Origin of the sequence: Shewanella sairae (assembly GCF_023283535.1) — a bacterium.
GTDB lineage: Bacteria > Pseudomonadota > Gammaproteobacteria > Enterobacterales > Shewanellaceae > Shewanella > Shewanella sairae.
This window is the reverse complement of sequence record NZ_JAKILT010000014.1, coordinates 87,390-110,423: the sequence shown is the minus strand read 5'-3', so window position 1 is coordinate 110,423 and position 23,034 is coordinate 87,390. Positions and strand designations below refer to the sequence as shown.

21 protein-coding genes and 1 riboswitch are annotated in these 23,034 nt (G+C 42.7%); of the genes, 9 read left to right on the top strand and 12 right to left on the bottom strand.

Annotated features, from left to right (window positions below; all coding sequences use genetic code 11):
* Positions 1 to 198 precede the first annotated feature (198 nt).
* Positions 199 to 657 carry a DUF3291 domain-containing protein gene (locus L2748_RS08325; protein ID WP_220779103.1) on the top strand — a complete coding sequence of 153 codons (459 nt, stop codon included), beginning with the start codon at positions 199 to 201 and terminating at the stop codon, positions 655 to 657.
* A 128-nt stretch (positions 658 to 785) separates the two neighbouring features.
* Positions 786 to 1,397, top strand: coding sequence for a fumarylacetoacetate hydrolase family protein (locus L2748_RS08320; RefSeq protein WP_220779105.1), 612 nt, complete (start codon positions 786 to 788; stop codon positions 1,395 to 1,397).
* 592 nt (positions 1,398 to 1,989) lie between these two features.
* On the opposite strand, the gene L2748_RS08315 is transcribed toward L2748_RS08320, so the two are convergent.
* Positions 1,990 to 2,427, bottom strand: coding sequence for a DUF3069 domain-containing protein (locus L2748_RS08315; RefSeq protein WP_220779107.1), 438 nt, complete (start codon positions 2,425 to 2,427; stop codon positions 1,990 to 1,992).
* A 40-nt stretch (positions 2,428 to 2,467) separates the two neighbouring features.
* Positions 2,468 to 2,992 carry a phosphatase PAP2 family protein gene (locus L2748_RS08310; RefSeq protein ID WP_220779109.1) on the bottom strand — a complete coding sequence of 175 codons (525 nt, stop codon included), beginning with the start codon at positions 2,990 to 2,992 and terminating at the stop codon, positions 2,468 to 2,470.
* A 187-nt stretch (positions 2,993 to 3,179) separates the two neighbouring features.
* Here L2748_RS08310 and L2748_RS08305 point away from each other — a divergent pair, with 187 nt between their 5' ends.
* The 3 genes from L2748_RS08305 (at position 3,180) to queG (ending at position 8,638) form a co-directional block, all read left to right on the top strand.
* Entirely contained in the window at positions 3,180 to 5,066 is a 1,887-nt protein-coding gene (locus L2748_RS08305) for a diguanylate cyclase (RefSeq protein WP_220779110.1), read from the top strand.
* Between the two features lie 274 nt (positions 5,067 to 5,340).
* Entirely contained in the window at positions 5,341 to 7,230 is a 1,890-nt protein-coding gene (locus L2748_RS08300) for a tetratricopeptide repeat-containing diguanylate cyclase (RefSeq protein WP_220779112.1), read from the top strand.
* Between the two features lie 175 nt (positions 7,231 to 7,405).
* Entirely contained in the window at positions 7,406 to 8,638 is a 1,233-nt protein-coding gene (gene queG / locus L2748_RS08295) for a tRNA epoxyqueuosine(34) reductase QueG (RefSeq protein WP_220779113.1), read from the top strand.
* 84 nt (positions 8,639 to 8,722) lie between these two features.
* Here the strand turns inward: queG and L2748_RS08290 are convergent, their stop codons facing one another.
* Positions 8,723 to 8,935, bottom strand: coding sequence for a dodecin (locus L2748_RS08290; RefSeq protein ID WP_220779114.1), 213 nt, complete (start codon positions 8,933 to 8,935; stop codon positions 8,723 to 8,725).
* 116 nt (positions 8,936 to 9,051) lie between these two features.
* Entirely contained in the window at positions 9,052 to 9,555 is a 504-nt protein-coding gene (locus L2748_RS08285) for a carboxymuconolactone decarboxylase family protein (protein ID WP_220779117.1), read from the bottom strand.
* Between the two features lie 125 nt (positions 9,556 to 9,680).
* Between L2748_RS08285 and L2748_RS08280 the strand changes: the two genes are divergently transcribed.
* Complete coding sequence (locus tag L2748_RS08280) at positions 9,681 to 10,574, top strand: LysR family transcriptional regulator (protein WP_220779118.1); 894 nt, start codon at positions 9,681 to 9,683, stop codon at positions 10,572 to 10,574.
* A gap of 75 nt (positions 10,575 to 10,649) precedes the next feature.
* Here the strand turns inward: L2748_RS08280 and L2748_RS08275 are convergent, their stop codons facing one another.
* The 4 genes from L2748_RS08275 to L2748_RS08260 all read right to left on the bottom strand — a co-directional run bounded on the left by L2748_RS08275 (position 10,650) and on the right by L2748_RS08260 (position 14,656).
* Complete coding sequence (locus tag L2748_RS08275) at positions 10,650 to 11,192, bottom strand: protein disulfide oxidoreductase (RefSeq protein WP_220779119.1); 543 nt, start codon at positions 11,190 to 11,192, stop codon at positions 10,650 to 10,652.
* Entirely contained in the window at positions 11,182 to 12,039 is an 858-nt protein-coding gene (locus tag L2748_RS08270) for a DsbA family protein (RefSeq protein WP_246616078.1), read from the bottom strand. The genes L2748_RS08275 and L2748_RS08270 overlap by 11 nt, the downstream gene beginning before the upstream one ends.
* Before the next feature lie 62 nt (positions 12,040 to 12,101).
* Positions 12,102 to 14,138, bottom strand: coding sequence for a protein-disulfide reductase DsbD family protein (locus L2748_RS08265; RefSeq protein ID WP_276521559.1), 2,037 nt, complete (start codon positions 14,136 to 14,138; stop codon positions 12,102 to 12,104).
* Positions 14,139 to 14,368: 230 nt separating this feature from the next.
* The gene (locus L2748_RS08260) at positions 14,369 to 14,656 is read right to left on the bottom strand and encodes a hypothetical protein (protein WP_246616079.1); all 288 of its coding nucleotides are present in this window, start codon (positions 14,654 to 14,656) and stop codon (positions 14,369 to 14,371) included.
* 607 nt (positions 14,657 to 15,263) lie between these two features.
* Here L2748_RS08260 and L2748_RS08255 point away from each other — a divergent pair.
* Positions 15,264 to 16,166, top strand: a complete 903-nt coding sequence (locus tag L2748_RS08255; RefSeq protein ID WP_220779122.1) for a LysR family transcriptional regulator — start codon at positions 15,264 to 15,266, stop codon at positions 16,164 to 16,166.
* Positions 16,167 to 16,229: 63 nt separating this feature from the next.
* Here the strand turns inward: L2748_RS08255 and L2748_RS08250 are convergent, their stop codons facing one another.
* The 4 genes from L2748_RS08250 to L2748_RS08235 all read right to left on the bottom strand — a co-directional run bounded on the left by L2748_RS08250 (position 16,230) and on the right by L2748_RS08235 (position 21,133).
* Positions 16,230 to 16,958 (bottom strand): HDOD domain-containing protein, encoded by a 729-nt coding sequence (locus L2748_RS08250; protein WP_220779244.1) that lies wholly within the window; start codon positions 16,956 to 16,958, stop codon positions 16,230 to 16,232.
* Between the two features lie 272 nt (positions 16,959 to 17,230).
* Positions 17,231 to 17,821: a GDSL-type esterase/lipase family protein gene (locus L2748_RS08245; RefSeq protein WP_220779123.1), complete on the bottom strand. Its 591-nt coding sequence runs from the start codon at positions 17,819 to 17,821 to the stop codon at positions 17,231 to 17,233.
* Positions 17,822 to 17,908: 87 nt separating this feature from the next.
* On the bottom strand, positions 17,909 to 19,762 hold the full coding sequence (locus L2748_RS08240) for a TonB-dependent receptor domain-containing protein (RefSeq protein WP_220779124.1): 1,854 nt from the start codon (positions 19,760 to 19,762) through the stop codon (positions 17,909 to 17,911).
* 125 nt (positions 19,763 to 19,887) lie between these two features.
* A riboswitch (cobalamin riboswitch) is annotated at positions 19,888 to 20,090 on the bottom strand.
* Positions 20,091 to 20,410: 320 nt separating this feature from the next.
* Positions 20,411 to 21,133, bottom strand: coding sequence for a hypothetical protein (locus L2748_RS08235; RefSeq protein WP_220779125.1), 723 nt, complete (start codon positions 21,131 to 21,133; stop codon positions 20,411 to 20,413).
* Positions 21,134 to 21,427: 294 nt separating this feature from the next.
* On the opposite strand from L2748_RS08235, the gene L2748_RS08230 reads away from it, so the two are divergent.
* Positions 21,428 to 21,805 carry a BlaI/MecI/CopY family transcriptional regulator gene (locus L2748_RS08230; RefSeq protein ID WP_220779127.1) on the top strand — a complete coding sequence of 126 codons (378 nt, stop codon included), beginning with the start codon at positions 21,428 to 21,430 and terminating at the stop codon, positions 21,803 to 21,805.
* Complete coding sequence (locus L2748_RS08225) at positions 21,802 to 23,001, top strand: M56 family metallopeptidase (protein WP_220779129.1); 1,200 nt, start codon at positions 21,802 to 21,804, stop codon at positions 22,999 to 23,001. Before L2748_RS08230 ends, L2748_RS08225 begins: the two co-directional genes overlap by 4 nt.
* The last annotated feature ends 33 nt before the right edge of the window (positions 23,002 to 23,034 follow it).

Genomic DNA, 23,034 nt, shown 5'->3' with positions numbered 1-23,034 from the left:
TTAACGTTTAATAACAGCATGTTATTGAACGGTGACCTTCCTACAGAGGACTTTCACCTCATTAGTTCATGCCCATGCTGGGCGTACACAAGGCGTTTAAACGGAACTAAAACAGTGGGTTACGTTTCGCTTTGCTACACATTATAACCCACGATTTTAGTCCGCTTAACGCGGCGTTAGGCATCACGGAGGATCCATATGCATCTTGCACAATTAAATATTGCTAAAGCTAAATACTCTTTAGAGTCTCCTGAAATTAAAGAATTCGTAGATAACTTGGAACCAGTTAATAATCTGGCAGAATTAAGTGATGGTTTTATCTGGCGACTTCAAGATGAAAGTGGAGACGCAACCAATATTACAGCTTTCTCAGATCCCGATATAATCGTAAATATGTCAGTTTGGGACTCTATTGAAGCACTGAAAAACTTTATGTTTAGAACTCATCACCGTGACTTTCTTCGCCGTAAAAAAGAATGGTTCCATAACATCCCTGATGACAGTTATGTCTTGTGGTGGGTGCCAAAAGATCATGTTCCAACAGTCGAGGAAGCGATTGAAAAGTTAGACTTCCTTAGAAATAATGGTGATACACCATACGCATTTACTTTTAAAAGTAACTTTAGCGCTCAAGAGTTTGTAGCAAGTAATGCCTAACAAGAAAATCAACAAGGACAAAAAACAGTTGGCTTTTTCACTCCTTTCAACATTTTAGCCAACAATTTTAAGCCGCTTATTATGGGGTATACCAATTTTTAATCCAGCACCGAGCATGAGGCCAGTTAATGAAGTATGTGAAGTTAAATGAAACTGAGGTTAAACCAACAAAAGTAGTGTGCATTGGAAGAAATTATGTTGAACACATAAAAGAACTAAATAATGAAACGCCTTCAGAGCCAGTAATTTTTATTAAACCAAATTCATCAATATCAAATAACATTGAAACAAGTAAAACTGATGAAATCCATTACGAAGGTGAAATTTGTTTATTAATTAAAAACGGTGAAATTTCTGGTGTTGGCTTTGGCTTGGATCTTACAAAAAGAAACCTTCAAGCAACGCTAAAATCAAAAGGATTACCGTGGGAGCGTGCAAAATCCTTTGATAAATCAGCCGTATTTAGTGAGTTTGTAAAATGCGAAGATGATATACAGAATTATAAAATGGAATTGTATGTCAATGAGGAGATTAAACAGTTTGCTAATCATGATCTTATGATACATAAACCAGAAGCTTTAGTAGAAGAAGTTCAAAGTTTTATGACACTTGAAGATGGTGACATAATCATGACAGGTACCCCAAAGGGAGTTGGTGCAATAAATTCAGGTGAGATATTTACGGCTAAAATCTTTTGCCGTGAAAATCTAATAATTGAAAAGTCATGGGTAGCACAATAAAAATATAACCAATAAGGATAGGCCGCGCGCAGCCGCGTCCTTACCCCAAGTGTTGAACAAGCTAGCACAAAAGGGTCGGAGCGAATAACCAACATATAATGTTCTGCATTATGATTATAGCTCCGAATCCTCAGAGTAATGCTTGTCTAACCTTGTGCAGATGCGGCTGTGACCGTCCATGATCTGGTGAGAGATAACGAAGTTATCAAGCTATCGAACGAGAGGCAGGATGCCGAACTGGCTTTTAAACATGGATGTTGTTTGTTTTCGTTGAGCCCACATGGCCAATTCTGTTCCATACAGAATTTGGCATTTCCTCCATCCTTGGAGGTCCGATGTGCTTGCGGCGAACCTCAGAAGTATCTGCACATACGCCTGCCGCAGGCAATTAGATCCACTAATGGTTGATTTCAAGCAGTGCTTAAATAACTTTACATTGCCACGCTCCATGCGCAGATAGAAAGTTGCGTTATCAACTAACACCAATAAAAACCCAACAAAAAAGGCTACGGGAAAACTCCCATAGCCTCTTGAAATAGCCTTTTTGAATTATCCTTTGTGATCAAGCTTTTTAGCAAAAAGTTAAATTACACTATTTGCCAGCAATCACTGCCTTAATGCTGTTAAGCATCGAACGGTCAGTTCGCGCTTTCTTCAACTTACGTACACTTTCTTTAAGCGAAGCATCAGCTAGACGAGTGAAAATACCATTGTATTCTTTCTCGGCGATTTCATCGTCGGTCTCTGCCATATCAGCAATATCTTGCGCAACGCGGCTTAACTGGAACCATGCGTTAGCAATGTAGAAACCGTGGAAGTCTTCTCTTGGTAAAAGACCCTTTGCACTTGCAGGTAGCGCATCCCAACCCGCGCTGAATTTTGAATCTTTATCTTCAATAAGTTCATTGCAAAGGTTTGCGTAGGCTTCGAACAAACCTTCAGGAATGTCGTTCATCGGCATTACGGTGTTGCAAACATTTAATGCAACTTGCTCGGCGCGCTCTTTGTAAGCAGGAGTAACTTCTGACATCTCTTTCTCTCTAAATCTGTATGATTAAACTCAACTAGCGCTAAAACGTACCGCTAATATATAAACCGTAATTACCGTTACCCACTATTGGCGTAATGTTGATGCCTTGGTACGGGTCGGTAAAGTATAACCCTGATAACACCCCAATGGCAGCACCGGCTAGTACATCTTCAACATGATGTTTGTCGCTTTCAACCCGGGTATAACCCACATAAGCTGCGCCAATATAGGCAGGTATCGCCCACTGCCAACCATAACGTTGCTGCACAAAAGTGGCTGCGGCAAAACTATCAGCGGTATGGCCTGACGGAAACGAATCATTACCCGAGCCATCGGGCCTGTCTTTATCTATGCTGTATTTAAGGCCTTCGACCACTATGCGCGACACAACGCCAGTTTTAGCCAGCTGCCACGCACCTTGGTAATCCTCTTCATAAATCAAGCTGCCACCTAAGGCTGCTACAGGAATAAGTAAGTGTAAAATATCACCGGACTTTTCTAAATCAGATGCAGCAAATGTGTTGCAACTTGTTAGCGCCAGCACACAAGCAAACAGCTTTTTCATGATAATAACCTTAGCCGTTATCCATTAAAGGCGGTTGTTATACAGGCACCTTAGGGCAAATGCAAAAGACTTGTCTGCAAAGACTTTTATTTACATTATCAATGCATCAAAAAAGCGTCTCATTATTTATGTTTTAGTGTATGCTTAGCCATAGATATCAACGACTTCAATACTAAGCCGACGCTAAATGCCCAAGCCATTTTTACTGTTAAAGACCTTACTAATAGCAAACTTACTTTTAGTCAGTGGTTTACCCTTGGCAAATTCAGACAATACTCAAAGAGCGGATGAAATATTTAGCTTAATTGACAACGGCATCGCGATTAATGAGCATGAACGATATCTGGCACTTATCGATGAGTTAGATAGCGTTGTCGCTGAAAATGATACTTGGCGTCAGTTAAGAAAAGCCCGTGCACGCTGTTGGTCATTTGATATCTTTAAAGAAGGTGAAGTCGATAAGGCTCTGACATTTGTCGAGCATGCATTAACTCACCCGCTTCTTTCTCAATATCCGAGCCATAAACTCGATTTAGCCTTATGCCAAAGCTTCTATACCGAACAAGATGGTGACGTAGACCTCGCTCTTAAAGGCTACAATAAGGCCATTAATGATGCCTATGCATTAGAAGATTTACGCCTCGTTGCCGATGCCCGTTCTATCCGTGGCTACTTACATTCTTATCAAGGCAATTTCACCTTAGCACTTGAAGATCTCATCAGCGCTAAATCACTTTATCAAAATCTTAACCTGTCGGACTGGGCAAGACTCAATTTATATGAAATCGCCAACTCTTATCGCCGTTTTGGCGACCAAAAAAGTGCCATTCGCTATTTTAAACAGTTGGAAATGGATCGACTGAAAAACAACCACTTTGACGCAGCAACAAATATATCTACATCCATTGCCATTGCAGAGGAAGAACTAGGCAATCTTAATGAAGCCAAGTCTCGCTTTGAAAAAAGCTACCAATACTGGCGTACCAAAGGCAATGAGGTAGCGCAAGCGACCGTCGGGGTTAATATAGCAAGAACCTTAATACAACTCGGCGAGCTGGAACAAGCTAAGCAATATCTCGATTTAGCAAAACCCTTTATTCAGGCCAGTGATGAAGCCTTTTATGGTTTTATGCACCTATTTTATGGGCAAACTTACCTTGCTGAAGGCCAGTTTGAACAAGCACTTGAAAGCCTATCGCTGGCGCAAAATGCATTTGTCCGCGTCAAGAACATGAAAGGTCTTGCTGAGCAGCTAAAAATAAAAAGCGATGTTTTTGTTCAACAAGGCGATTGGCAACAAGCTTATGAGTCCCTCAATGCATATGTTCAACAGCACAATGAGCTCGATACTCAATTACTGTCAACCTATACCACAGAAATGCGCACGCGCTTTAATGCAGATCAAATGGAAGAAGAAAACCGCCACTTAATGAAAAACCAGCAGCTCAGGGAAATAGAGCTTGCCATCTTGGAACAAAACAAGCTGCAACAGTGGATCATTATTTTGCTCGGCGGTTTAATCACCATTATCATTTCTGTTTTTGCTTACAAGCAAAAGCAAAAGAATAAGCTTCTATCGGCACTCGCCTTGACCGATGATTTAACGCAACTGCCTAACCGCCGCGATATTTACCGCAAAGCGGAAGAGCAATTTGAACAAGCCATGAAGCAGCAAACCCCGCTATCCGTCATCACATTTGATGCCGATTACTTCAAGCAAATAAATGATAACTTTGGTCATGAAGTCGGTGATGACAGTTTAAAACTGTTGGCAAATATTTGTCGAAGCGTACTCGGGAGCAAATACGAAGCTGCGCGCACAGGTGGTGAAGAGTTTTTAATACTCTTGCCAAATACAGATAAAGATAACGCCTTTGAAATTGCACAAAACTTGGTAAATAAAGTTCGCACCGCCGACTTATCAAACTACCCTCAGCAATTTTCAATCACTATCAGTGCTGGTGTTGCATGTATTACTCGCACTGACGAAAAGCTGTCCCAACTGCTTAAAAGAGCCGATGACGCGCTTTACCTCGCTAAAAAAGAAGGCCGAGATCAAAGCCGCATGCTGTAACAGCTCTTTTTAAGCAACCAGTTATTTTGCCAAGCATAAATATTCAGCAACAAGATATCTAAAAAAGCAATTTAGATATCTTATTTTCAGCCAGCATAGACTACTTTTAAAACGAATAATCCGTTTAAAATCCCCTAGCGCAAAACCAACAGAAATAAAACATCAATAACTGTATTTATTGTTGAAAAAACCACAAAAAAGCAACCGTATTTCACATTATCTAGTGTATGCTCAACGCACAATCATCAATAAATGACTACCAAGAAACAGAACAATGACCAAGTCGTTTTGCCCTATCAAAGCAATTGTTTTCCTCTGCTTATTTTCAATGAGTTCACTAGGCTATGCTAACTCTATAGTTAACCAAGAAGCGGATGCTATCTTTACCCAAATTGAACGTGGAGATGCTATTTATGACTACCAAGTGTATCGCGATTACCTTTCTCAGTTAGATAACTTGATTACGAAAGCGGATATAGAAAGACAGATGCGCTTAAGCCGTGCCCGCTGTTGGTCCTTTGATATTTACGAACAAGGGCAACTCACAAAAGCCCTCAGCTTTGTAAAGCACGCGCTTACCAATCCAGAACTGGCTAACTACCCAAACCACAAACTTGGCTTACAACTATGCCAAACTTGGTACACTGAACGCACAGGTGATGTAGAAACAGCCTTGAAAGGCTATAATAAGCTGCTCAAAAAAGCTTATGCATTAGAAGATCTGCGCTTGATTGCCGACATCCGTGGTATGCGCGGCTATTTATACTCTTTTCAAGGCAACTTTACCCAAGCACTAGAAGATCTCATTACTGCAAAGTCTTTATATAAAAACCTCAAATTATCCATTTACGTTGAAATCAACCTGTACGAAATCGCTAAGGCATACCGCCGCTTTGGCGATCAAAAAAGTGCTATTCGTTACTTTAAGCAACTTGAAGAACTAAAAAAGAAAAGCAAAAACTATAATGCCGCTACCACCATGGTGGTCTCTATGGCGATAGCAGAAGAGGAATTAGGCAACCTAGAGCGCGCTAAGGAGCTGTTCGAAAAAGGCTATGCCTACTGGCAATCTAAAGGTGATGACTTATTGCGTTCAGGCGTTGGGGTCAATATGGCTGGCACTTTAATCAAGTTAAATGAGATTGAAAGCGCTAAAAAATATTTAACCCTCGCTGTGCCTTATATTCAATCAAGCGATGAAGGCTTTTATAGCTATATGCAGCTTTTTTTCGCCCAAGTCTATCTGGCTGAAAATAAGCTTGAACAAGCCCATGAAAGCCTCGCACTTGCACGCACAGCATTTGAGCGCAACAAAAATACCAGCGCTCTAGCCCAGGTACAACAAGTTGAAAGTCAGGTATATCTCAATCAAGGCAACTGGCAACAAGCCTACCTCGCCCAAAGCGAATATATAAAACTGCATTTAAAGCTCGATGACAAGCTACTATCAAGCTATACCACTGAAATGCGTACACGCTTTAATACCGAACAAGTAGAGCAAGAAAACCGACATTTGATAGAGAACCAGCAGCTCAGAGAAATCGAGCTAGCCATGCTTGAACAGAATAAATTTCAGCAATGGATCATCATTGTGCTTGGTGGTTTGATAACAATTATTTTGTCTGCATTTGCTTATAAACAGAACCAGAAAAACAAACTATTATCGGCTCTTGCACTCACTGATGACCTGACTCAGTTACCTAACCGGCGTTACATTTATAATCATGCAGATGAGTGCCTACAAGCAGCAAAACGCTGTGATATGCCATTATCAGTCATCGCTTTTGATGCAGATAATTTCAAAATAGTGAACGACACTTACGGTCACGAAGTGGGCGATATGGCATTAAAGTTATTGGCTAAGACCTGCCGTAAAACATTAGCAGCGGAGCATATTTCTGCGCGTGTTGGCGGTGAAGAATTTCTGGTTATCTTACCCAATATAGATAAGCCGCAAGCCTATAAAATTGCCTGTAATTTAGTTCAGCAAGTGGCAGAAGCTAATTTCAGTTCCTTCCCCTGCGGCTTTAGCTTAACCATTAGCGCTGGTGTTGCCTGCTTAGGTGATGATGGAGACGAGTTACATACAATATTAAAAAGCGCTGATGAAGCGCTATACAGTGCCAAGCATGAAGGTCGCAATCAAGCTAGAATGGCTAACTAACACCAAGTCAGTATCAGCAACACCGTCGCAATCTTGTCGGTGTTGCTCCTCCTTCTGTATCCAGTGTTCTGCGCAATGCATCCTTTCGATTTTGCCAACAATGAGTCCACCGCTATACCTATAACCGCCCAATAACTGCTATCATTAACGGTTAATCCAAGCCGTAAATAGATCTATGTCTGACTCAACTGCACAACCGACACCATCAACTCAACTTGCCCCGCTTCACTCTTTAACGCCAGCCCAGCTTGGCGAGTTAGCTGTGAACATTAAAATTTGGGGTAAGGAGTTAGGCTTTGCGCAAATCGGTATTTGCGATACCGATCTCACAGCAGAAGAACCAAAGTTACAGGCTTGGTTAGACAAAGGCTATCATGGCGAAATGGGCTATATGGCTAATCACGGCATGATGCGTGCCCGCCCACACGAGTTGCACCCCGGCACTAAACGGGTGATTTCAGCGCGGATGAACTACCTACCACCAGAAGCAGGCTTTGCCTTTAACCTTAAAGATCCCAATCTAGGCTATATCTCTCGCTATGCTGGCGGCCGTGATTACCACAAGATGATCCGTAATCGCCTTAAAAAGCTCGGTGACCGAATTGAAGCTGAGCTAAAAAACCTAGGTATAACTAAGCCAAACTCACGCCCTTTTGTCGATTCAGCTCCCATTTTAGAGCGACCACTTGCTGATAAAGCCGGCCTTGGCTGGACCGGAAAGCACAGCTTATTACTCAGTGAAGAAGTCGGTAGTTGGTTCTTTTTAGGTGAGCTGCTTATCGATTTACCACTGCCGGTCGATATTCCTGTAACTGAGGGCTGCAAAACCTGTGTCGCCTGCATTAAATCTTGCCCAACCAACGCGATTGTAGAACCTTATATTGTTGACGGTAGCCGCTGTATCTCTTACCTGACAATTGAGCTACAAGGCGCGATTCCACTTGAGTTTAGGCAAGCGATAGGGAATCGAATTTACGGTTGTGATGACTGCCAACTGGTTTGCCCGGTTAACAGCAAAGCACCAGTTACTGATGAAAATGACTTTCATACCAGAGCGTCACTTAAACAGCCGCAGTTGCTCGAACTGTTTGCTTGGACTGAGCTAGAGTTTTTAAAGTTAACAGAAGGCAGCCCTATCCGCCGCATTGGCCATGCTCGTTGGTTAAGAAACATTGCCGTAGCGCTTGGTAATGCCCCCTGTAGCGAGGCAATTATTACCGCCCTTAAAGCACGCAAATTCAGCGATGAAGCCAATGATATGGTGATTGAACATATTGATTGGGCACTCGCCGAACAAGCGGCTAAGCAAGACGCTATTGCTCAGGATGAACAAACGATAGCACTAGTTAACCGAAAAACTCAAAGGGTGATCCGCAGTGTCGAAAAAGGCCTACCGCGAGACGCCTAGCGCAAACGATAGATTAGAATCAGCCAGCTAAAATAAAAGTAGGTGCTAACTAAGTTAGCGCCTACTTTCTACTCAAGCCATTACTTATGCTTTAGAATCTAAGGTAAAGCCGACTTTAATGGTTACCTGCCAGTGCGCCACCATACCCTCTTCTAGGTGACCGCGGGTTTCAGTTACCTCGAACCATCTCAGATGTTTCAATGACTCATTCGCTGCTGCAATCGCATTTCTAATCGCTTCATCAGAGCTAATTGGCGACGATCCTGTTAGCTCAATAATCTTGTAGGTATGGCTCATTATAACTCCAACCGTGATTCTGAATAATGGTGTTTATCAGTATAGAACAACATCCAAGATTGCAGGGGAAAGGCCAGGTAATCGAGTCAATATTTTACGATTAAAGCAAGATACTATTAACTGCAGACTTCAAAGCTACCAACGCCAAAGTTGAAAGTTTTGGCTAAACGGTTCCAAGCATTTATCTGAATCGTCGCTAATGTCAGTTCACTGATCTGTTTATCTGAAAAATACTGCGTTAGTGCACTTGTAGCCTCTACTAAACGGGTTTCTTCGTAAGCCGTACTCGCTTGAGGTAAGTTAGTTAGCGCTTCCGCCCAATGCAACACTACGCGCTCTTTGTCAGTGTAATAAGGTGCCTCTCGCCAAATAGATAACGAAACTATACGTTGGGCGGTTTCACCAGCAGCAAGCGCCTCTTTAAAGTGCATATCGATACAGTAAGCACAGCCATTGAGAAGAGACACACGGTAACGGATAAGTTCAAGTAGCGTATGGTCAAGCCCACAACTATTGACGTAATTTTCAGTGTGTAACATACAGCCCATTACACCACTTGCTAACTGCGACGCCTCAAGAGCAGCTGTAATGGTAAGGTTGTGCTTAATCGTTTGAGTCATAATTTTGCCTATTAATGAAGAGTTAATTGAACAAACACTATTATCCACAAACAAGAAAAAGCTAGAATACATACATTAACTGCTTTACCTTTGCGTATAGCGCAAAAATAAAAAAGAGGTGGCAAATGTTAACTGCAATGCGGATCTTTATTAAAGTAATTGAACTAGGAAGCTTCTCAAAGGCGGCTGAGGTACTCAATATGGCACCATCAAGCGTTGCCCGTAATATTGACAACCTAGAACAGGACTTTAACACCACCTTACTCAAACGCAGTACTCGGCAATTGTCGCTCACAGAGGCAGGTGAGCTATTCCTAGAAGGTGCCCGCAAGCTGGTTAATGATGAGGATAATCTCAAAGCCTTACTGTCTGAAAAAGATACTGAACCTGAAGGAATACTACGAATTTCAGTATTTGAGGGTTTCGGCCGAGTCAAAATCTGCCCTATTTTACCGGGATTTTTAGCTCTATACCCCAAAGTGAAAGTTGAAATTGATCTCGATAATCAGCTAGTCGATTTGCATTCTGAGAATGTCGATATCGCCATTCGTATCGGTAATGCACAAGACTCGAGTCTACACGCCAGAATGCTAATGGCGAATCAGACTTCTCTATGCGCTAGCGCCAATTACCTCGAAAAATTCGGCGCTCCCAAAAAACCAGAAGATCTACAGCAACATAACTGTCTGCTACTTGACCGAGACAGACAACGTACCTACTGGCACTTTCGTAAAGGCAAGCTGTACAAAAAAGTGCCTGTCACTGGCAACTTAACTTCAAGAGGCGGTACGCCCATACTAGAGGCAGCAATACACCACGGCGGCATAGTACAGCTGTCGAGTTGGATGATGGATGATTTAATCCAAGATGGCACATTAGTGCACTGTCTACCAGAGTGGGCGCCCTCGCTGTCAGAGCAATCTAGCGGTGATATCTATGCGCTTTATCGTGGTGGTAAGCATATGCGCCCTGTGATCCGCGCCTTTATCGATTACTTAGTCACAGCGCTTAAGCTTTAACAGTAAAAAGCCGCATAAATTATGCGGCTCTTGGTTGAAATTAACTCGTGCGCTAAAAAAGGGTTAGAGCCTTTGTTAGGCCAATAACATTCGCCACCAGATCCCCGGTAAGCTAGTAAAACCACTGGTGTAGAAAGCCACCTTGCCCTGTTTTATCACCAACAGTGTGGGCGTCACCTGCATCGACCATTCACTTGATAGCTCGCCACGTGGGTCGTTAACCACCGTAAAGTCATAGCCTTTGTGCTGCAAATATTGCAGCATTTTTTCATCAGTGCCCGATGTCATTGCCACTGTTACCACTTGATATTGCTTGGCCGCCATATTCACCGACGGACTCACAAAGCTACACACCGGGCACCAGCTTCCCCAAAAGTACAGCAATACAGGCTCATCTTGACCCATTGCTTTTAGGTCAATTGGCTCACCTTGTATACTGAGCGCTTGAATATTGGGGATCTGTTCTTTTGGCACATCTCTGCCACGCCACACATCGAGCACAGCGGAAAATACCGTTAACAGTACCAGCATAAACGCGAGCTGTTTTAGCCAGCCAAACAGTTTACGAGCCAACGGTTTTTTAGCATTGCTGTCATCTAAGGGATGATTATCTGCCATCTTGCGCCTCCATAGCCTGCTGTACTTGTTGTTTTAGCTGCTCGAATGGCACAAGACCCGCAATGACCTGATCGCCAATAATCATGCTTGGTGTGCCGCCAATTCCCAATTTGCGCATTAGCTGCAAATTAGCAGACACTGCGCCAGCAACCTTCGAGTCAGTATTATCCAACCACTGAGTAGAATCTATCATCGCAGCCACTTTCGCGATTGTAGCGCTATCTAAACGGCGCGGCACTGCCATTAATGTTTGTTTGACCTTAGCGTATTTAGCCGGTTCATTTAACCAAACGGTTTGCGCTAAATCCACCGCTTCGACGGCACTTTGCCCTTGTAATGGCACCATCTTGATAATGATTTTTAGCTGAGGGAATTCAGCCATTAATTTATCCAATTCAGGTTCAAGCTTTTTACAGTAGGGGCAGTTAAAGTCGGTAAAGTACACCATGGTGATGTCAGGATTAACAGCCCCCTTCCACGGATCGGAAGGAGTATGGAACAGTGCTTGTTGCTCTGCAGCAATCACCTCTTTGACGCTCGTTTGCTGCTGCGCCATCTCACGCATTTGCATGGCAATAACCGCTTCTTTAAGTAATTCGGGATCCTTTAACAGCATCTCCTTGACGATGGCTTTGACTTGTTGTTGCTCGGTAGCATTTAAGCCAGCCTCCGCTTGAGCTGTTGCACTCATCAGCAATGAACCACTAAAAAAGGCCAGTGTAGTCAATGCTAAAAACGATAAACCGAGCGTAAATTTTTTAGCAAAAATGGCAGAGTTTTGATTGCTCATTACCGTGGATTGCGCTTTATTTTCAGCTCTAGCTTCAATGTGAGTTTGATTGTTCATGTTTATCTCTTAGAGCCGCCTACTGCGACTCATCTAAATTGGCTTATGTTAATAGTGATGGTTTAGCGCTTTACAGAGGCGCGCTCAATAGCATCAATCACTTCACTTGCCGACAAAATAACGGGCAGCTCAATACCGTCAGGCGCATTCGGGCCATAAACCACATTAAACGGCACACCAAAGCGGTTATGGCTTTGCAAGTAAGCAGTAATTGGCTTCGATGGTTTAGTCCAGTCGCCTTTCATCAAAATGATATTGTCTGCTTGCAAGCCGCTATAAACGGGATCTTGTAGGATCACCCCAACCTTGTTGGCTTTACAGGTAATACACCAATCAGCAGTCACATCAACAAACACCGTTTTGCCAGCAGCCACCTCAGTTTGAATTTGCGCTTCATTTAACGGCGCCCAATCAAGGTCGCTTGGCAAAGGCTGGGCCCATTTATCTGATGTGGCAAATGCCCCAATTGCGAGTGCTAAAACCCCTAAGCTAAAACTGGCGATTAACGCAGCCTTACCGTATAACCTGGTGATAAATAGCATGAAGACCAATACTAACAATGCAGCAATAATCCATAGGTAACTTGCCGCAATAAAGCTTGCCAACAAACTGATTAACCACAGGCTGGTAAGCAGCAATAGGCCAGAGAAAACCACTTTAACCACATTCATCCAACGACCCGGTTTAGGGAAGTACCCGGCAACTTGAGGGAATGCAGCAACAATTAGCCAAGGTAGTGCCATACCCACAGCCAGTGCAGTAAAGATCACCAATAAACTGAGTACGTCGGCACCGAGCGCAAAAGCTACAGCAGTACCCAAAAACGGAGCGCTGCACGGCGTAGCCAGTAAAGTGGCAAACATGCCCTGCAGAAAATGACCGCGATGATCGTTACCACCAGTGGTTGCCAACTTAGTTTGCAAGCTAGATGGCAAGTTGATCTCAAACACACCCAACATATTGACGGCAAACACAGCAGTCACTAGCGCCATAAAGCCAATAAACCAAGGGTTTTGGAACTGTACGCCCCAACCTATCGCCTGCCCGGTAAATTTCAGCGTTAAAATAAAGGCTGCCAGTAGCCAAAATGACACTAAAATGCCCAACGCTGAGGCGATAAACTGCTGACGAATTTGGCTTTTTTGCAGGTTAGGTGCAGCAATCACTGAACTAAGTTTCATCCCTAGCACTGGTAATACGCAGGGCATGACATTTAATATCAAACCACCTAATAGCGCGATAACTAACATACTCAGCAGTGAGTGACTGCTCGACTGAACAGTGGTCGCCTTGACCTTTGTAGCAAACTCCAGGCTGCGTTGATTATCCATCACGGTCAGATTAAGTGACTTACCCAATAGCTCTGGTTCACCTAACCAGCTTGTAGCATCAAAAATCGCCCGCAACTTGTCTTGACCGCTGTCAGCAGTATCACGCTCAAAACGTACAAATTTAAAGGTGGTATCTGGTTCGCCATCAATAATAAACTTTGGCAGTGTCCAACCGTCATCATTCATCACAACTTGCAGCTGTTGCTCTTTAGCATCCCAGCCCAGCTCAACGTCTTCACGTTGCAACTTAACCGGAACCATAGACACAGCCTTGTTGTAAGCAAACATGGCATCGACATCAGCGTTCAATACGCTAGGGTCGATATCTAAGCTAAGATTGTAGTCAGTGAGTACACACACGTTTGTGCAAGAAGACAGGGTAAATTTGCCCTGTAGATGGGTTGCCTGCTCAGTGTCATCGAGCTGCAGCTGCATAGGAAACGCAGCTTGATTGTGATAGCCAAACGTCTGCAGCCCAAGCAGTGAAAATTGCTCTGGTGCAGGCCAGCCCCAATCAACTTGATTTAAGTTACTTGAGCCACTCCAGTCGATACTTGGCGCAATACCGCCTTCACCTGGACTACGCCAATAGGTTTTCCAGTCGCCATCAAGCTCTACTTCAAGTACACCGGGCACAGTATTTGTCGCTTTGTCTAACTCACCGGTTAGCATAAACCTAACTTTAACCGGCGGATGATTGGGGTTTTCTAACCAGCCAGTTGACTGAGCAAAGAGCGGATTAGCAAGTGCAATTAACCACACAAGCATAATCAGTTTTAATATTTTCACTTTTTTTCTCCGCAAAAACGGATCGTCACCAAACCACTCATTTTTAGCTGTTGGTTGAACGATTAATAAACGCTGACGTAATTAGTTAGGTCAAGGTTTGCCTGCCGCAATATCACGACTAATGGATACTCACCTGACATAACAGTAATTTCAAAGAGGTACTACCTAGCAATCAATACTAAATAGCATAATCGCGAGTGCTTGAGCGTTTATTCTTGAAAGCGGCACAAAGAGAGATGAATACGCCTTGGCCTCGGTAACACAGGAACATTTAATGCTCGCTGCAGCACTCGAGAGACAAAGGGAATAATAGGAAAAGCAAACAGCAACACCAATAATAGCAACAAAGGGGGTTCGTCAAGGCAAGCTCGAATCGATTTCTCAGATAGCTCACATTGCTTAAATTCAGTATCTTGAATCTGGCTGTTACTGGTTTCAGCAACGCTGCCACTATTTATCACGGTATTAATAAGCACCGCATTAGTCGTGCTATTCAAGTGTTCGAAAATCTTAAATACGCCACTATTTTGCGCCAAGCAAAACAAGACTAATAGGCAAAAAGCCGTAACAGTCCAGTAATTGTTGGTTTTACTAAAACGCAAATAAGAGATAATTGACTCCGCTTAAAATAGTGAACTCTGACACATACAAAATAGCAACTTATAGGGTGTTCAAAGCATAAGACCGGGGTTTTGCAAAAATAGTTCATCAATCAAAAATATTTTGTCTCAACCGACGAAAAAAACACCAGCTTAGTTAAGAGCGAATGCTCTGCTAGCGTTATGCCTGCCATAATGAATGCGCGTCACATAGACCTCGAGATATTTCAACTAATTGAGAGTCCTTAACTTCTCTTAGCCAGTACCTCTCCCAAAAGAGATTACCTAGACGACTGTTAAGTACAAATCCCAAACTAAATAATTGCATACTGTATACCGTTCAATGTTAAGATGAACAAAATTCAGAGTTAGTGCCCATCAGAATGATATATAACAAAACAGATTGCTGGGCGTCTGGACGTCCAGAAGTTTATTATGTTAGCCTAGGTGTTCGCAATCGAAACAAATTTAAGCGCAACATGAGCAAATTTCATGTGGGGGAATAATGATAGAGCTTAGACATTTACGTACGTTAGTTGCCCTTAAAGAAAGCGGCAGCCTCGCTGGAGCTGCAAAAAAACGCTTTGTCACTCAGTCGGCACTCTCGCATCAAATTAAAGAACTTGAGACGCGAATTAACTCAGCGATTTTTGTACGAAAAAGTAAACCTCTGTCTTTTACCCAAGAAGGCGCACGCTTACTTAATCTTGCTGAAGATATTTTGCCTAAGGTTATTGAAACCGAATTTGATTTAAAGAAAGGCTTAGAGGACGGTGATAATCACTTAGGTGTGGGCATTGAATGTCATAGCTGTTTTCGTTGGCTTATGCCGGTCATTGAGCAGTTTAGGCAGCAATATCCGCTTGCTGATCTCGACTTATCCAGCCGTCATCTTTTCGATTCGCTTAACGCCCTCGAACAAGGCGAGTTAGATGTGGTGTTAACCTCTGATCCCGTTCCGGGACAAGCCATTGCTTATCAGCACTTGTTTGATTTTGAGGTTAGGTTAGTTGTCGCTAACGATCATCCGTTAGCCCAACAAGAATATGTCACACCTCAACAACTAGCAGAATTGCCCATTTTAAGTTATCCAGTATCGCTTGAGCGTTTAGATATATTCCGTCACTTTCTCGAACCCGCTGGCGTTAAACCTGGCCCGCAAGTTACCTGTGACTTAACCATGATGTTACTGCAACGCATTGCTTGTAAAGACGGTATCGCCGCCCTACCAAGCTGGTCTATCAGCGAAGCCCATGGTCTTAGCTTAACCAGCTTAAAACTCGGCGCTGAAGGTTTAAAGCGTCCATTATTTGGTGCGTACCGCCGCAACGGAGCCAACGCCCGCCTCGCGCAGCACTGGCTAGAGCTAGTAGCAAAAGAAGGTTTAGAAAAACAAAGGCTAAGCTAGTCTCAGAACTGAGCATAGCCAGAAACAAAAAAGCCTGCTAATTGCAGGCTTTTAATCAGACGCTCATATCGGCTTTAATAATAAGCCTCTTTTTGCTAGCACTCGCCTTAACACTAAGCCCGGTGAATTAACATTATGAGTTTGTCGCAAGTTATGGGCGATTAAAAACTCAGTCTGTAGCTCTTCATCCAGTCCTAGTGATTCAAAAGCCTCAAGGGTGAGGGCTTTTTGTTGGCCTTCAATAACCGACTTAAGCACACTGATTGGATATGCTTTTTCAAGCTCAGAATTCAAATAAGCAAATGCAGTTAATGCAATAATATCCCCAAATACGCTAAATAGAGCCAATGTTTGCACTTCATCAGGGTTAATATTCACCCCTTCGAGTTGATGAAGCTGATCAACAGCATCAATAGCAATAGCTTCGGTTAATGCCCAATAGCCTAAAACCAACTTCTTGTAAGGTTCATTTAGCTCATCTAAACGCTCTTTTAGATAAAAGGTAAATGCATAACGATAAATGTTTACCTGACCTAGTCTTACCAATGCGTCTTTTAGTGAGCGGTTTTTATTCGATTGTGGAGTAGCATGATCTGCGCTATTACTACGCCAAAGTAGGTGTGCTGATAAAGCAGGATCTGACGAAACGATATCGATAACATTACGAATATCACCGTCTGCAATAATGGCTTTTTTCAGCGGGATTAGAATCCCTCTACGACCAATTACCTGCTCTTCATTGCTGATAATGGCACGTACTTGAGTAAAAACTTGCTGCTCAAGATCTGTCATGTGAAACATTAAACCCTATGATATTTTAATAAAAAATTGTGCACTAAATTAGTGTAAATTAACCCACACTATGACGTTAAAGGTCAAGCTATATAGGCGACTACCTTAGCAAGATTCTGCTGTATTAATGATATTTATTTTCTTAAGCTGAATAATTCTGTGATTAAAGTGGCGTTCTCAAAATACACTTAAGCTTTGAATAGTTTAATAAACTACGTTCACATCATTTCACAGACAACTTAACTAGCTGTTAAAGCTGATTTTTTACCAAATTAAATAGCATCAAATATTGCCTTAGCAAGCGCTTGATAACCTATATCATTTAAATGGATCATATCGGATTTGTTGGCGGAGCTTTGTAATAAATCGCTCAGCGCATCTTCAACGATAACTAACTGATACTCTTCTGCCAACTCCAAATATAACGGTGAAGCCGATAAAAACAGCCCTTTTTGTGGTACGGCAACCAATAACACCGGAATATCCTTAGCCAGAGCTTGCTCAATCATATTGGCCAAATTAGCTTTAGTCTGCGCCTTAGATTGATTACGTAAAAAATCATTGCCCCCTTCGAGTAAAATCAACAACTCAGGATTATGCAGCGCTAATAACTTACCTAAACGTTGTTTTCCCCCTGATGTTGTCTCACCAGAAACACCTGCATTGATGACCTCAAAACCACTCATTGCAGCCAATTGACTCGGATAATCTTGACCTTTAGACGCCCCAACGCCAAAGGTTAAACTGTCACCAAATGCGAGTACGCGAGCATTATCAGATAAAGCTGGGATACTTGGTTCAGAACAAGCTTGCAGCAAACATAAAGGCAATATAATAATCAACTTAATCAATAATTGGCGCATAGATAAAGACTCTTAATCGGTTTGCTCAAAAAATAACATAAAAAAAACCAGACACAAGGTCTGGCTTTTCACATTCACGGCTTGAATCTAAAACGCTTGGTAACTCACGCTAACGTAAAACTCTCTGCCAGGACTAAAGTAGTTTTGCGCTGAAATAACCTCTTCATCGAATACGTTATTAGCTTTCAAACGTAAACTCCATGCGTCATCTAACTGATAACCTAAGCCCAAATCTAATTGATGAGTCGCATCAAAATACTCGCTGTAACCCGCGTAACGCTTACCTTGATAATGGTAATTAGCCAGCAGATCAAACTGCTGCCAAGTATAACTAAGCTGATAGTTAAACTCGTTTTCACTACGACCAATCAACTGCTCATCTGTTTGCTTGTTTTCCGCATCTAAATAGGTGTACGCAAGCTGATGGTCAAGGCTAAATAGGCTAAAGTTAGCGGAAAGTTCTACACCCTGAATTTTTGCTTCATTAATGTTAGCAGGCTTCCAGATATCCCAACCAAAATCGTCTTGCTCACCTGTTGGTGCCCAAGCAATTAGGTTATCGATGCTGTTTTCAAACACACTGATATAAGCACGAATATCGTCAGCTTGATAATGCAGCGTCAAATCATAGCTTTCAGCGGTTTCAGAAATTAAATCTGGGTTACCAGAATCAGGCCAGTATAAGTCGTTAAAAGTTGGAGCTTTAAACGCTGTACCTGTTGATGCCGCTAAACGCCACTGATCATTAAACTGATACGCAAGGCTAGCGTTGTAAGACACTTCGCTATCGATGTTTTCTACGTCATCATAACGTACCGCAACTTCAGCTAGTAATTTGCTCCACTGCTTTTGCGCCAATAAATACGCACCAAAAATGTCACGCTCATCCTGAGCGTAATCACCTTTAACCGTTTCGTTTGTCCAATCAATACCGCCAGTAAAAGTTAAATCATTAGTGGCTAAATACTGGTTACTCCAGTTAATTTGATCACGCTTAGTTACGAACTCTGAAACAGGTACGCTGCTATCATCACCACGGAAGTTTTCGTTAGCGTCACGAGACTGGCTCAGTGCCAACTTACTGGTAAATCGCGCATTGCTATACTGGGCAGCAAGGTTCCAAAGGTAGTTATCAAAATCAGACTCATCAGCCGAACCCGATGCATAAACATCATCGTATTGAGTATTGCCTTTATCGTATTGACCATTCCAAAGTGCTTGCCAATTTTGATTAATCTGCTGCGCGCCTTTTAACGACAGAGAAGTTCGCTTGTAACCGTCATCATCGTTTTCAACTGGGGCACCATTATAAACGTCATAACCATCAGACTGCTCATGGTTAACGGCAAGAGTAGTGCTACCATTACCATGGGTCATGCCTGCGCCAAACGAGCCACGAATGTAATCATTACTGCCGTACTCAGCGCCAGCAAACCATTCACCGCCTTTAAGTTGACGAGTAAAGATTTGAATCACACCGCCAATCGCATCGCTGCCCCAAACTGATGCACGGGGTCCTTTTAGTACTTCAATACGCTCAATATTCTCTGGCGATAAAGTATTAAAGCTCACCGTACCTAATGTTGCAGAGCCAATCTTGACTCCGTCCACCAGCACTAACACATGGTTTGAATTACTGCCACGAACGCTGATAGAGGTGGACTGCCCCGCCCCACCATTACGTGAAATACTGACCCCAGGAAGGGTTTCAAGTACATCTGCAACCGACTTTGGATTAAGACGCGCAATTTCTTCACGCTCAATGGTGTTAATGACGGTCAGTTGCTGATCTGCGCTTCTGTCAAAACGAGAACCGGTAACCGTAATGGTTTCGTCAACGTTTACAGCTGAGGTAGCGGCTTCTTCAGCAATAGCTGAAAATGCAGAAAGACTAAGAAGACTGCTAACTAGCAGTGCGATTTTTGATGGTTGTGTACCCATTTTACCTTTGACTCCTAAAAGGAAAACGGGGCAAAAACGTCACGGAAATACGATCCAATCAATGGGTAAGCCCATTATTTTCCTAACCGTATAATGCCGCATCTCGAGATCTGCCCGCCGAAATCATCGAAATCACTTTGCTGGCCGGTCTCCGGACTTAGGTTCTGTATTACGTGTAATACTCGAGTACAAGCTTTAAACGCCTTTCCATTAAGACGCACTTGTCTCTCACCATTCACCGTTGCGGGGGCAGTGTCAGAATTTAACTGACTTCCCGATTATCCTCAGTTACAGCAGTAACCTCAGCACCAATAAAGTTGACTAAAATATTCTTTTTATTAACTGTTTTTATGAGCTATTTATTATGAATAGCTCAATAACCAAAAGCTCAAGACAATAAGCTTTTCATTTTGAATAACATCATTTTAAGTACTACTTTTGGCAGTAGTATGTATTACACACACTCAAGCGTAAAAAAGCGCCACTAATGAGTGCGCGCATTATAGACGTCTATACGGTTAAATGTCTAACTTAACCTAAGATAAAACGACAGCATTGGCGGTGGGAATAACGCTTAAATTTGTTACAGATTAGAATACTTGCTTTAAAAGCAAATCTAAAAAGCAACTAAACAGAAAGATGCACTTATCAATGCAGGCTTAGCGGAGTAATACTCGATAAAAACTCTTGGTAGTTTTGCGCTTTGAGTGGCGGGTTGGTTTGACTAAAGCTATCACCACGCATCGATTTGTGGATCAAATACAGATCGGATTTGCCTTTAACCGCAGTGTAATGGCCAATTTCGCCTAAACCATGGTTGGCCTCATAAGCGGTAGTGCTATCAATCGCCTTAATATGTGAGTTTGGCATTTTAGTGCAGCCAATAATCGCGCTAGCAGTTTCATGACCATTTAATGGCTCACTAGGCAAACTTTCAAACACCATTTCACCTTGGCAACTTTCAAGGTACACATTAGCCATCGTTTCCAAAAATAGCTCAGGTTCAATGTCTTCAGCCACCCCTTTAAAGCCTTGAACACACACCATAGTTGACCAGTTTTGCAGCTCTTGGTCAGCAGGCAAAAACTCAGCTGAATACATGGTCTCTTGCTGCGCCGAGTAAGCTAATTTCCAATCGGTAGGTAAGCTAAAATTAAAGGTCTGCTCAAAAATAGCCAGCTGTTGCGGCATTTTGCCTGCAACGTTGGCTTTTACATAATTCGAGGCGTTATGACTGGCGGTCTGTTCATTAAGAAAGTTTTCATTAAGAGTGTCATTGGTAAGCGAATTAGCCAAGCTAGGCATAGCAACCACAAATAACACTCCAGCAGCAAAACGAAGTACTGCAGATGATAAAGAAAAAAGAGACATACCTTTACAATCCTTGTCTAGGCGATTTTTTATACTACACATTCTATCGGCGTACAAAGCAAAGTGGTACTTAAATATCACTTTAGTTAGCTTTCAAATAAACAAATAACAAAACATCCTTAATTAACAACGCCTTATATAAACGCCACCTACAATGGCTAATTTTCAAGCAACTTATTGCTTGCACAGTTGGATTACATGTGTAATCTTAATTGTGAATTACGAGTGTAATCGTTAGTGTGCTTACCACAAGCTGCGAATAAAAAATTTATAACAATAGGTGACCAATACAAGATGAAAGAGATCAGCAATGCAGAGCTATCGGTACTCAATATTTTATGGCAGTCATCCCCCAAAAGTGCAAGCGAGGTGATTAACCAATTATCTCTCAGCCATGACTGGCACGAAAAAACAATTAAAACGCTACTAAACCGTTTAGTCAAAAAACAAGCGATAGGCTTTGAAAAGCAAGGGCGCTCCTATTTGTATTCACCACTAATAGACCAAACTGAGTACCAACTCAAAGAGAGTGAATCCTTTATTGATCGTTTATTCTCAGGCAGAGTTGCGCCTTTAGTTGCCGGCTTTGCAAAGCAAAATAAGCTCAGCGCGCAAGATGTGGAAGAGTTGCAGCAGTTGATTGACACATGGCAAAAGGATAACAAGTCATGATGCTATGGATGGCGCAACAAACCCTATTACTCAGCCTTATTTGCACCACGCTACTGCTTGGGCACCATACGTTACAAAAATGCTTTGGCGCCCACAAAACCTATCACCTGTGGCTTGCGGTACCTACGTTATTAATCAGCTCAGCCATCGTCGCAGCTATGCCAAGTTTATTGGCAGACGCACAATCAAGCCAGCTGGCTCATTATAGTGTTATCGCGACCAAAACCCTTAGCGCAGTTAACACCACAGATTATGTTCAAATAATCGGTGCTATCTGGCTGCTTGGCATCATAGTCATGGCAAGCTTGTTAGCTCTGCAAGCATTAGCTTTACAGCGGCTACTCAATACTAGCACTCAGCTGTGCCATCCTTTTGCAGCCTTAGCGACTTATTGCCATCCAAAAGTGCAATCGCCCATGCTGGTCGGCATCATCAAAGCCAAAATATTGTTACCCACCAACTTTAGCCAGCTTAATAGCGACGAACAAAACGCCATTATTCGCCATGAACAATATCACCACCAGCGCCGCGATCTGCTTAGTAATCTGCTGGCTTACGCCATACTCAGCCTGTTTTGGTTTAACCCTATCTGCTGGCTCGCCTATCGCCGCTTTCGCGATGATCAAGAGCTAGCCTGCGATGCCTATGTGACTCAGTCACTCAGCAAGCAACAAAAAATCAGTTATAGCCAAGTGCTGTTGGCTTATTCACAGCAGGCCCAGCACGGCTTGCTACACACTCACTACGGAAATAAAAACATACTCAAGGAACGTATTATGCAAATGAAAACACAGCAAAAAGGCCAAAGCAGCATTGCAGTTATCGGATTAATCATGGTTTTAGGGCTTTGCGGCCTAATGCTCAATCAACAAGTGCAAGCAGGTGGCGTAGATAAACAATCAATCGTCTATCCAACCATGCGTGTTGAGCCTAAATACCCGGTTGAAGCAGCAAAGGCTAACCAAAATGGTTTTGTACAACTGCAGTTTGATATTACCCCAAACGGCGCAGTGACCAATGTTAGCGTAATCAAATCATCACCTGAGAAAGTGTTTGATCAAGTGGCTATTGCCGCACTAAAGCAATGGCAATACCAAAGTTCGGCTAAAGGCGTTCAAGGTTCAAAAGTACAACTCGATTTTGAAGTTGAAGCCCCTACCACAGATGTTGAGCGCATCAAGGTGACCGCGAAGTAACCCAAATACAATCATCAAGTCAACGAGTGGGCT